This is a genomic window from uncultured Desulfovibrio sp. (genome assembly GCF_949282365.1).
Taxonomy (GTDB): domain Bacteria; phylum Desulfobacterota; class Desulfovibrionia; order Desulfovibrionales; family Desulfovibrionaceae; genus Desulfovibrio.
Map to the genome: position 1 here is coordinate 38899 of NZ_CASDOY010000008.1, position 9949 is coordinate 48847.

The 9949-nt window shown below is 65.8% G+C and carries 6 protein-coding genes; 3 read left to right on the plus strand and 3 right to left on the minus strand.

What is annotated here, in order from left to right; all coding sequences use genetic code 11:
* Window positions 1-314: 314 nt before the first annotated feature.
* Entirely contained in the window at window positions 315-923 is a 609-nt protein-coding gene (gene yedF / locus Q1X76_RS03760) for a sulfurtransferase-like selenium metabolism protein YedF (RefSeq protein ID WP_300718191.1), read from the minus strand.
* Between the two features lie 925 nt (window positions 924-1848).
* Between yedF and Q1X76_RS03765 the strand changes: the two genes are divergently transcribed.
* From Q1X76_RS03765 to Q1X76_RS03775, 3 genes are all read left to right on the plus strand, one after another.
* Window positions 1849-2802 (plus strand): hydrogenase small subunit, encoded by a 954-nt coding sequence (locus tag Q1X76_RS03765; RefSeq protein WP_300718192.1) that lies wholly within the window; start codon window positions 1849-1851, stop codon window positions 2800-2802.
* A gap of 12 nt (window positions 2803-2814) precedes the next feature.
* Entirely contained in the window at window positions 2815-4500 is a 1686-nt protein-coding gene (locus Q1X76_RS03770; protein ID WP_300718193.1) for a nickel-dependent hydrogenase large subunit, read from the plus strand.
* Between the two features lie 99 nt (window positions 4501-4599).
* On the plus strand, window positions 4600-5106 hold the full coding sequence (locus Q1X76_RS03775) for a HyaD/HybD family hydrogenase maturation endopeptidase (protein WP_300718194.1): 507 nt from the start codon (window positions 4600-4602) through the stop codon (window positions 5104-5106).
* A 674-nt stretch (window positions 5107-5780) separates the two neighbouring features.
* Here Q1X76_RS03775 and Q1X76_RS03780 read toward each other — a convergent pair.
* The gene (locus tag Q1X76_RS03780) at window positions 5781-6185 is read right to left on the minus strand and encodes a 6-carboxytetrahydropterin synthase (RefSeq protein WP_300718195.1); all 405 of its coding nucleotides are present in this window, start codon (window positions 6183-6185) and stop codon (window positions 5781-5783) included.
* 155 nt (window positions 6186-6340) lie between these two features.
* Window positions 6341-9814 carry a DNA polymerase III subunit alpha gene (dnaE, locus tag Q1X76_RS03785; protein ID WP_300718196.1) on the minus strand — a complete coding sequence of 1158 codons (3474 nt, stop codon included), beginning with the start codon at window positions 9812-9814 and terminating at the stop codon, window positions 6341-6343.
* Window positions 9815-9949: the final 135 nt, after the last annotated feature.

The following is a 9949-nucleotide window of genomic DNA, read 5'->3' on the forward strand; positions in this document are numbered from 1 at the left end:
GGGCCTCCGGCCTTGCACCACGGGCAGGGCCCTCTCGCCCGGACTGGCGGGCATGGACTTCAGGGGGGCGAGGCGTCTGGGGGGGGACGGTGCTGCGTTCCCTGCACCCCGGGATACCGGCAGGCGGACGGAAAGGAGCGGAGTCCCGTGCCATGAGCGGGAAAAGGACGGCGGGACCGGGAAGGTCCCGGCTGTCCTGCAGTGACAGAACGCAGGACATAAAAAAGAGGAACGCTGTGGAGCGTCCCTCTTTTTTCATGCCTCATGCGCGGGCAGGGAAAGGTGCTTTCCCGCACGGCCCGCAGGCGTTGCGGTCAGGGCCGGATGACCTTGTCGGCCAGCGCCAGGCTGGTCACCACGTCCATCATGTTGGTGGTCTCGCCCACCTGCCTGGCTTCCAGCAGGTTGAAGAAGTTGAGGCAGGTGCCGCAGACCAGGATGCTGACGCCGTTGCTTTCCAGCTGCTTCAGGGTATCCAGGCACTTGCCGGGCAGGGAGGCCAGCCTGACGCCGCCGTTGAGCAGCACGATGCGCCACAGGGACGGGCCCAGTTCGGGCAGGCTGGCCAGGAAGTTTTCCATCAGGCGGGCGCCCAGTTCGTCGTCGCCGCGGCCCAGGGTCTCGGTGGTGATGAGCACCAGGGTCTTGCGCGCCTGTTCCGTCGCCGCCGCGGGGGCCTGTTCGCCGTCCGGGGCCTGGGGCGCGGCCCCCTGGGCCAGCCCGCGCACTTCCCACAGCGCGTCCCCGGGCCGGCTGACGCTGACCTCAAAGCCGCTGCGGCGCAGGAAACGGCTCACGTTCTCGCTGGCGGCGGCATTGTCCACCTGCACCAGCAGTTCCTGGGGATGTTCCTGTTCCAGTGCGTCACGGGTGCGCATCACAGGCTGGGGGCAGGCCAGGCCCCGGCAATCCAGAGTCTTCATCCGTCTTCTCCTTGCGGTTTCGCTCCGGCGACATGCCGGCGGCCCCAGTATGCCAGATGCGGCAGGCAGGGTCGAGGGCCTTCACGCGGAGCAAAACAGGGGAACCGTCCCGGCTCCGGGCAGGACGGCGTGAAACAGGGCTCGACGGAAGGCCGCCTGCGGCGCGGCATCCGGCATAGGGGCCTACTCGCCTGACGCTCCGCTCACCACCTCATGCGGGAAAACGGGAGCGCCTGTTCCCTGCGGGGAGCCCGCGGACAAGGCATGGGAAAGGCGCGGACAGGCGGAGGGGCGAGGCAAAGGGCGCGGGAGAGGGCGGAGAGGGGCGGGGCAAAGCGCCCGGGGACATCCGGCGGCATGCCCGGGCAGACCGGCCGGCAGGACAGGAGGCGGCGCGCAGGGTCAGCACGGGCGCGGCAGGTGGGACGGGAGGCGGGCAAAGCAGGACCGGACAGGCAGGGAAGCGTGCGGGATCGCGCCGGGCCGGGCCGGGCGGAGAAAAAATTTTTTCCTGTGGCGACGGGCCTTCATGCGCTGGCGGGGGCGGGTCCATTGCCGAAAATCAGCCGGGGCAGTTGACCTGATGCGCGCGGCAGGATAGAGTAGTCCTCAAGGCGGAATTTTCCGCCGTAAGGAGGCATCATGTTCATTGTCCGTTTGTGAGGTAGCCAGGTAACGACGCGGGTTCGCGTTTTTTCCTGGTTGCGGCGCAGGGCAATGGATGGCATGCCCTCGCATAATCCCACCCATCCTTCCCTCCGTCGCAAACTCCCCCCATTCGACCATGCATGGCCTTGGTCGTCCCTTGCTGTGGCATGCACCTCATCAGCAGTGGACGGCAGTCGGGGGAAGGCTCCGTGGCTGGAGCCTTCCATTTCCTCTCATGCGATCGTGTTTTATCTCATCCTGCAGACAGGAGGCGCGTATGCGTATTGCCGTTGGTCTGGGCAAGAAAGGTGGGGAGGAACGTCTGGCGCAGCATGGCGTCAGCCGTCGTGATTTTCTGAAATTCTGTACGGCCGTGGCCGTGACCATGGGCCTCGGGCCTTCCATGGCCTCGGAAGTGGCTGCCGCGCTGACCGGGCGCCGCGCTTCCGTGGTCTATCTGCACTGCGCTGAGTGCACGGGCTGTTCCGAAGCCCTGCTGCGCACCTGCAAACCCTTCATCGACAGTCTGATCCTGGACACCATCTCCCTGGATTACCATGAAACCATCATGGCCGCCGCCGGCGAGGCCGCCGAGGCCGCGCTGGAACAGGCCATCAACAATCCTGACGGCTTCGTCTGCGTGGTGGAAGGCGCCATCCCCACGGCGCTGGACGGCAAGTACGGCTATGTGGGCGGGCACACCATGCTGGATCTCTGCAAGCGCGTGCTGCCCAAGGCCAAGGCCGTGGTCACCATGGGCACCTGTGCCGCCTACGGCGGCGTGCAGGCCGCCAAACCCAATCCCACCGCCGCCAAGGGCGTCAATGCCTGCTTTGCCGATCTGGGCATGAACGTCAAGGCCATCAACATCCCCGGCTGCCCGCCCAACCCGCTCAATCTGGTGGGCACGCTGGTGGCTTTCCTGCAGAACAAGGAGATCAAGCTGGACGAACAGGGGCGGCCGCTCATGTTCTACGGCCAGTCCGTGCACGACCTGTGCGAACGCCGCGCCCATTTCGACGCGGGCGAGTTCGCGCCTTCCTTCGATTCCGAGGAAGCGCGCAAGGGCTGGTGCCTGTACGACCTGGGCTGCAAGGGTCCCAGCACCTTCAACAACTGCCCCAAGGCCCTGTTCAACGAGACCAACTGGCCCGTGCGGGCCGGACATCCCTGCATCGGTTGCAGTGAGCCCGGTTTCTGGGATGACCTGTCGCCTTTTTACCAGAACTAGGGAGCTGCCAGCATGAGCCAAGTCAAGAAAACGCCCCAGAGCAATTTCTCCGGTCCCATTGTCGTTGACCCGCTGACCCGTATCGAAGGCCACCTGCGCATCGAAGTGGAAGTGGAAGGCGGCCGCATCAAGGACGCCCGCAGCTGCGGCACCCTGTACCGTGGCCTGGAAGTGATCCTCAAGGGCCGCGACCCCCGCGATGCCCAGCACTTCACCCAGCGTACCTGCGGCGTGTGCACCTATACCCACGCCCTGGCCTCCACCCGTGCGCTGGAAGACGCCATGGGCCTGAACCTGCCCGCCAACGCCACCTACATCCGCAACCTGGTGCTGGGCCTGCAGTTCATGCACGACCACATGGTGCATTTCTACCATCTGCATGCCCTGGACTTCGTGGACGTGACCGCCGCCCTCAAGGCCGATCCGGCCAAGGCCGCGGCCCTGGCGTCGTCCGTGTCGCCGCGCAAGGCCAGCGCCGATGATTTCAAGGCCGTGCAGGCCCGCCTGAAAGCCTTTGTGGACAGCGGCCAGCTGGGCCCCTTCACCAACGCCTACTTCCTGGGCGGCCATCCGGCGTACTATCTGGATCCCGAAGCCAACCTGGTGGCCACCGCCCACTACCTGGAAGCCCTGCGCGTGCAGGTCAACGCCGCCAAGGCCATGGCCGTGTTCGGCGCCAAGAACCCGCACCCGCAGTTCCTGATCCCCGGCGGCGTGACCTGTTACGAGTCCCTGACGCCGGCGCGCATCAAGGAATTCCGTGACCTGTACCTGCAGGCCCGCAAATTCATCGAAGAAGTCTACATCCCCGACCTGCTGCTGGTGGCCGGCGCCTACAAGGACTGGGCCGGTCTGGGCTGCGGTTGCCGCAACTTCATGGCCTTCGGCGAATTCCCCGAAGTGGGCGGCGAACGCGACCTGACCAAACGCTGGCTCAAGCCCGGCGTGCTGCTGGACGGCAAGCTCGACAAGCCCCTGCCCTTCGATCCCGCCAAGATCGCCGAACATGTGCGCCACAGCTGGTATGAAGGCGACAAGGCCCGCGCCCCCTACGACGGCGAGACCAAGCCCGCCTTCACCCGCCTGGGCGATACGGACCGTTACTCCTGGCTCAAGGCCCCGCGCTACGACGGCCTGGTCGTGGAAACCGGCCCGCTGGCCCAGGTGCTGGTGGCCTATGCCCAGGGACATGCGGCCGTGAAGCCCGTGGTGGACACGGTCCTGTCCGCCCTGGGCGTGGGACCGGAAGCCCTGTTCTCCACCCTGGGCCGTACCGCCGCCCGCGGTATCGAGACCCTGGTCATCGCCCAGCAGGTGGAAAAGTGGCTGGCCGCGTACGAAGCCAACATCGCCGGCGGCGACAAGAAGATCGCCATGGAATGTTCCGTGCCCAAGGAAGGGCGCGGCGCGGGCTTCGTCAATGCGCCGCGCGGCGGCCTGTCGCACTGGCTGCGCATCGAAGACGGCAAGATCGGCAACTTCCAGCTGGTGGTGCCCACCACCTGGAACCTGGGCCCGCGGGACGCCAAGCATGTGATGAGCGCCGCCGAACAGGCCCTGATCGGCACGCCTGTGGCCGATCCCAAGCGCCCGGTGGAGATCCTGCGCACCATCCATTCCTTTGACCCCTGCATCGCCTGCGCCGTACACGTCATCGACGGCGAAAGCAATCAGGTGCACGAGTTCAAGGTCCTGTAATCCCGTTCGTACATCAGGGGAAGGGCTGTCCGCGAGGGGGCCCTTCCCCTTTTTTCTGCGCCTGTCACCGGCGCGGGTCCCTCAAGACAAGGAGGCTCCATGAGCGAGAGCGCAAGTGCCCCCCGGGTGCTGATCCTGGGGGTGGGCAATATCCTGCTGCGTGACGAGGGCTTCGGCGTGGCTGCTGTGCAGTATCTTGCGGACAGCTATCAGTGGCCGGAAAACGTGCGCCTGCAGGAAGGGGCCACCCAGGGCCTTTTGCTCATGTCCGAGCTGGAAGACTGCGATCTGCTGGTGGTGCTGGACGTGGTGCTGGGCGGCAAGGAGCCGGGCACGGTCTATCTGCTGGAAAACGAGGATCTGAGCCGCAGCCTGAGCTTCCAGGGATCCATGCACCAGACGGATCTGCTCCAGACCCTGCAGGTCTGCGAGCTGGCCGGCTGCCGCCCGCAGTGCCTGGCCTTCGGCCTGCAGCCCTTTGACTGGCGCACCATGCAGGTGGGCCTTTCGTCCCAGGCCGAGGCCATGCTGCCCGTCTTCGCGGAAAAAGTGGTGGCCGAGCTGGCCCGGCGCGGCATCGTCGCCCGCCGCAGAGAGTCGGCCTGAGTGGAGCATCCGGCGGAAGGGGCCTTACATCTCTGCTGTCGATGCCCGCAGCTTCCTTCGTCGCAACGGGCACGGCCTGCGGCCGCCCTTTGGGTCGCTGCCCGCGCGAGAAGTTTTCCCTTCCCAGCCCTCCATCCCTTCTCCGCGCGCTTTGTCGGGCGGATGTGAGTCACGGCGTGGTCGCGGCGCACCCATCCCTGCGGAGGCCGGAAGTGGCCACAGATGAAAAAAAGCTCCCGAAAAAGGGAGCTTTTTGCGTTCAGGGACAGGCGCGCCGCAGACAGGCGCATATCGTCCACAGTGGGAAGGTGGCGGAAGGGCGGGCCCGCAGCCTTGTCCGTCCTGTTCTCCTGCCTGTCCCTGCTTCCAGACGGCCCTTGTCTTTCTCCTGTCGCATCTCCAGTCAGGGGGAAGGAGTGTCCAGCAAAGGCAAAGGCCTGCCCTTCCCTTTCGCCGGTCACATCCCCGGTCAGGGGACAAGATCCCTGTCCGTGAGACAGCGACGGGGACCTGCCATGGCGGCCCGGATAAACGTTTTCGGGGGGAAGGAGGGGGTGCGGGGGAGGAAGGGCGCCCTTTTCCCAAAGGGGCCCCTGCCTCCCCCGTCCAAAAAGCCTGCGGCCGCCACGATCAGGCGTCCTGCCGCTCCGGCCGGGAACGGCCCCGCTGCGGGGCTAGTCGTCCAGCTCCAGATAGGTGGCGCTCTGCGTGCCTTTTTCGCTGACGCTGACGCTGTGGACGCGCACATGGCGGGCATGTTCGTCAGCGGCCAGACGGCGGGCCACGTTCTGGAAGATGTGGCGGGAAAGGTTTTCCGACGAGGGATTGAGGCGGTCGAAGGGCGGCACCTCGTTGATGATCTGGTGGTCGAGGCCGGCCAGCTCGTCCTTGAGGGCGCGTTTCAGGACCTTGAAGTCCAGCAGCAGTTCCACGTTCTCGGTGAGCCTGTCGCCTTCCACGGTCAGTTCCACGGCGAAGTTGTGGCCGTGCAGGCGTTCGCATTTGCCTTCATAATGGCGCAGGGCGTGACCTGCGGATATCTCGTCACGCACCGTGAGGCGCCAGATTTTTTTGGACATATGCTTTCCTTTGGCTGCCATGCGGTCAGCCAGGGGGGTGTTCTTGAAAAAATCCTTGCCGCTGCCGTCATCCCTGCGCTGCGGCAAGGGCTGTCGCGGGCCGCGGGCAGGGGCGGAGGGATAGCGGGCCCCCTCCCCCGGGGGAAGGCTTTTCCCTATCCGGCCCAGGCGGCCAGGGCCCTGTCCAGATCGGGGCCGGGGCTGACGCGGAACTGCGGCCCCAGGCTGAGGTGGCAGCGCACGCCGTCCAGCAGGACCATGGCTTCGGCTTCCACGGGACCGGGGTAGGCTTCGAGGATGGCCTTGAGGGCCAGGATGTCTTCCTCGCCCAGGCGATGGGCCGGTATCTGCACGCAGATGGGGGTATCGCTCTGGCCGCAGGCCTCGGCCAGCAGGGTCACGCTCTGGCCCAGCAGCTTGACTTCGCGGCCGGTCTCTTCGCCGTCCTCGTCGCTGTCGCGGGCCTCGTCCACCTGACTGTCCACGGTGGCGCGCAGGCAGAGGGGCTGTTCGCTCCTGAGCAGCTCGCGGGCCTCGGCATAGGCGCGGGGGAAGAAGGTGACCTCGGCATGGCCGGTGAGGTCTTCCACGCCCACGAAGGCCATGCGCTCGCCTTTGGACTTGGTGATGACTTCCTTGAGGCTGACCACCAGCACGGCGGTGCTCAGCTCGGCCTTGGGGAAGAGGTCGCGGGCGTCTTCCAGCGTGGTGAGGCGCAGGCGGCGCATCTCGCGGCTGAAGGGCTGCAGGGGATGGCTGGTGAGGAAGAAGCCCAGGGCCTCCTTCTCGTTCTTGAGGCGCTGGTCCTCGTCCATCTCCGGGATGCCGGACTCGGGGCAGTCGAAGCCGATGCCGGGCTGGGGCCTGGCTTCCACCTGCGGGGCCATGGCCAGCAGGGAGATCTGGTTGGAGTTCTTCTCCTTGGCCTTTTTCTGGGCGCGGGCCACCACGATGTCCAGGGCGGCCAGCAGGGCCGCGCGCGAGACGCCGAAGCAGTCGCAGGCGCCGCCCTTGATGAGGGCTTCGAGCACGCGCTTGGTGACTTTGCGCAGGTCCACGCGGCAGCAGAGGTCGAAGAGCGAGGCGTATTCGCCGTCCTTGCGGGCGTCCATGATCTCGGTGATGGCGCTGTCGCCCACGTTCTTGATGCCGCCCAGGCCGAAGACCACCCGGCCTTCACGGGCGGAGAAGGAACGCTGGCTGGCATTGACCGAGGGCTGGATCACGTCGATGCCCATGTCCTTGCAGCAGGAGATGTACTTGAGCAGCTTTTCCTGATTGCCCATTTCCGAGGTGAGCAGGGCGGCCATGAACTCCACGGTGTAGTGGACCTTGAGATAGGCCGTGAAATAGGAGATCTGGGCATAGGCGGCGGAATGCGACTTGTTGAAGCCGTATTCGGCGAATTTTTCCATCAGGTCGAAGATCTCGTCGGCCTTGGCCTTGTCCACGCCGTTCTTCAGCGCGCCTTCCACGAACTTGACGCGCTCCTTGGCCATGGCTTCGGGCTTTTTCTTGCCCATGGCGCGGCGCAGCAGGTCGGCGCCGCCCAGGGTGTAGCTGGCGATGATCTGGGCGATCTGCATGACCTGTTCCTGATAGACGATGACGCCGTAGGTGTCGCGCAGGCAGTCGCTGAGGGAGTCGTGGGGATAGACCACGGGCACCTGGCCGTGCTTGCGCTTGATGAACTCGTCCACCATGCCGGAGCCCAGCGGGCCGGGGCGGTAGAGGGCCAGCATGGCGATGACGTCCTCGAAGCAGGAGGGGCGGAGCATGCGCAGGTACTGGCGCATGCCCGAGCTTTCCACCTGGAAGATGCCGTCGGTATCGCCGCGGGCGTAGAGGTCGTAGGTGGCGGCGTCGGTGAGGGGCAGGTTGTCCAGATCGGGCGGTGTCTTGCCCTGCAGGGCGATGTTGTCCAGGGTGTCCTGGATCAGGGTCATGGTCTTGAGGCCCAGGAAGTCGAACTTCACCAGACCGGATTTCTCGGTCATGGGGCCGTCGAACTGGGTCACGAGTTCGCCGCGTTTGCCGGTGTAGAGGGGCAGGAACTCGTCCATGGGCCGGGGCGAGACCACCAGACCGGCGGCATGGGTGGAGGCATGGCGCGAAAGGCCCTCCAGACGGCGGGCCGTATCCAGCAGCTTTTTGACCTGCGGGTCGGTGTCGTAGAGGTTCTGGAGCTCGGGCTCGGCTTCCAGGGCCTTGTTGATGGTCATCTTGAGGTCGTCGGGCACCAGCTTGGCGATGCGGTCGGTCTCGGCAAAGCTCATGCCAAGGGCGCGGCCCACGTCGCGCACCACGCCCTTGGCCTTCATGGTGCCGAAGGTGGTGATCTGGGCCACGCTGTCCTTGCCGTAGGTGTCCACCATATGCTGGATGACCTCGGTGCGGCGGCGTTCGCAGAAGTCCACGTCGATATCGGGCAGGGAGACGCGCTCGGCATTGAGGAAGCGCTCGAAGAGCAGATTGTAGGGCAGGGGGTCCAGGTTGGTGATGCGCAGGGACCAGGCCACCAGCGAACCGGCGGCCGAACCGCGGCCCGGGCCCACGGGGATGCCGTGGTCCTTGGCCCAGTTGATGAACTCCTGCACGATGAGGAAATAGCCGGGGAAGCCCATCTCGAGGATGACCTTGAGCTCGTACTGCAAACGGTCGCGGTAGGCCTGCGGGTCGATGTTGGCGCGGTTGGGGTGCTTTTCCAGGCGGCGTTCCAGGCCTTCCTCGGCCAGACGGCGGAACTCGGAATCCAGGCTGGCGCCCTCGGGCAGCTTGTAGACCGGGAAATAATGGTGGCCCATGTCCAGTTCCACGTTGCAGCGTTCGGCGATCTCGGCCGTATTGCTCAGGGACTGGGGCAGATGGCCGAAGACGGCCTCCATCTCCTCGCCGGATTTGTAATAGAGGTCATGGGTGCCGAAGCGCATGCGCTTGGGGTCGTCCATGGTGGTCTGGGTCTGGATGCAGAGCAGCACCTCGTGGGCGTCGGCGTCGTCGGCGTTGAGGTAGTGGCAGTCGTTGGTGGCCACGATGGGAAGTTTGAGCCGGTCGGCGATCTCCAGAAGGCCCTTGTTTGCGACCTCCTGCTCGGGCAGGCTGTTGGACTGCAGTTCCAGATAGAAGCGGTCCGGGTAGATGTCGGCGTATTCGCGGGCCAGGGCCAGGGCGCCGTCCATGTCGCCGGCGTTGAGGGCGCGCGGTATCTCGCCCGCGATGCAGGCCGAAAGGCAGATCAGGCCTTCGGAATACTGGCGCAGCATGGCCTTGTCCACGCGCGGCTTGTAGTGGAAGCCCTCCAGATAGCTGCGGCTCACCAGCTTGACCAGATTGTGGTAGCCCTCGATGTTCTCCGAGAGCAGGATCAGGTGGTTGCGCTTGCGGGCCAGCTCGGAGGTCTTGTCCAGATGGTCGTGGCAGACGTAGACCTCGCAGCCGATGATGGGCTTGATGCCGAAGTCCTTGCAGGTCAGGAAGAATTTGGCCGCTCCGAACAGGTTGCCGTGATCGGTGATGGCGCAGGCGGGCATGCCGAAATCCTTGGCGCGCGAGCAGAGGTCCTTGACGCGGATGGCGCCGTCGAGAAGGCTGTATTCGGTGTGGCAGTGCAGATGCACGAAATCGGACATGCGGGGACTCCGGGCCGTCGGCGGCCAGTGAAGGGGAAAAGAACCGTGCGCGGACAGGACGGCAGGACGGGGCCCGGGATCTGGCGGCGCCCTGCGGCGGCGCGAGGGGCGGCGGTCCACCGTCGGGCGTCGTCG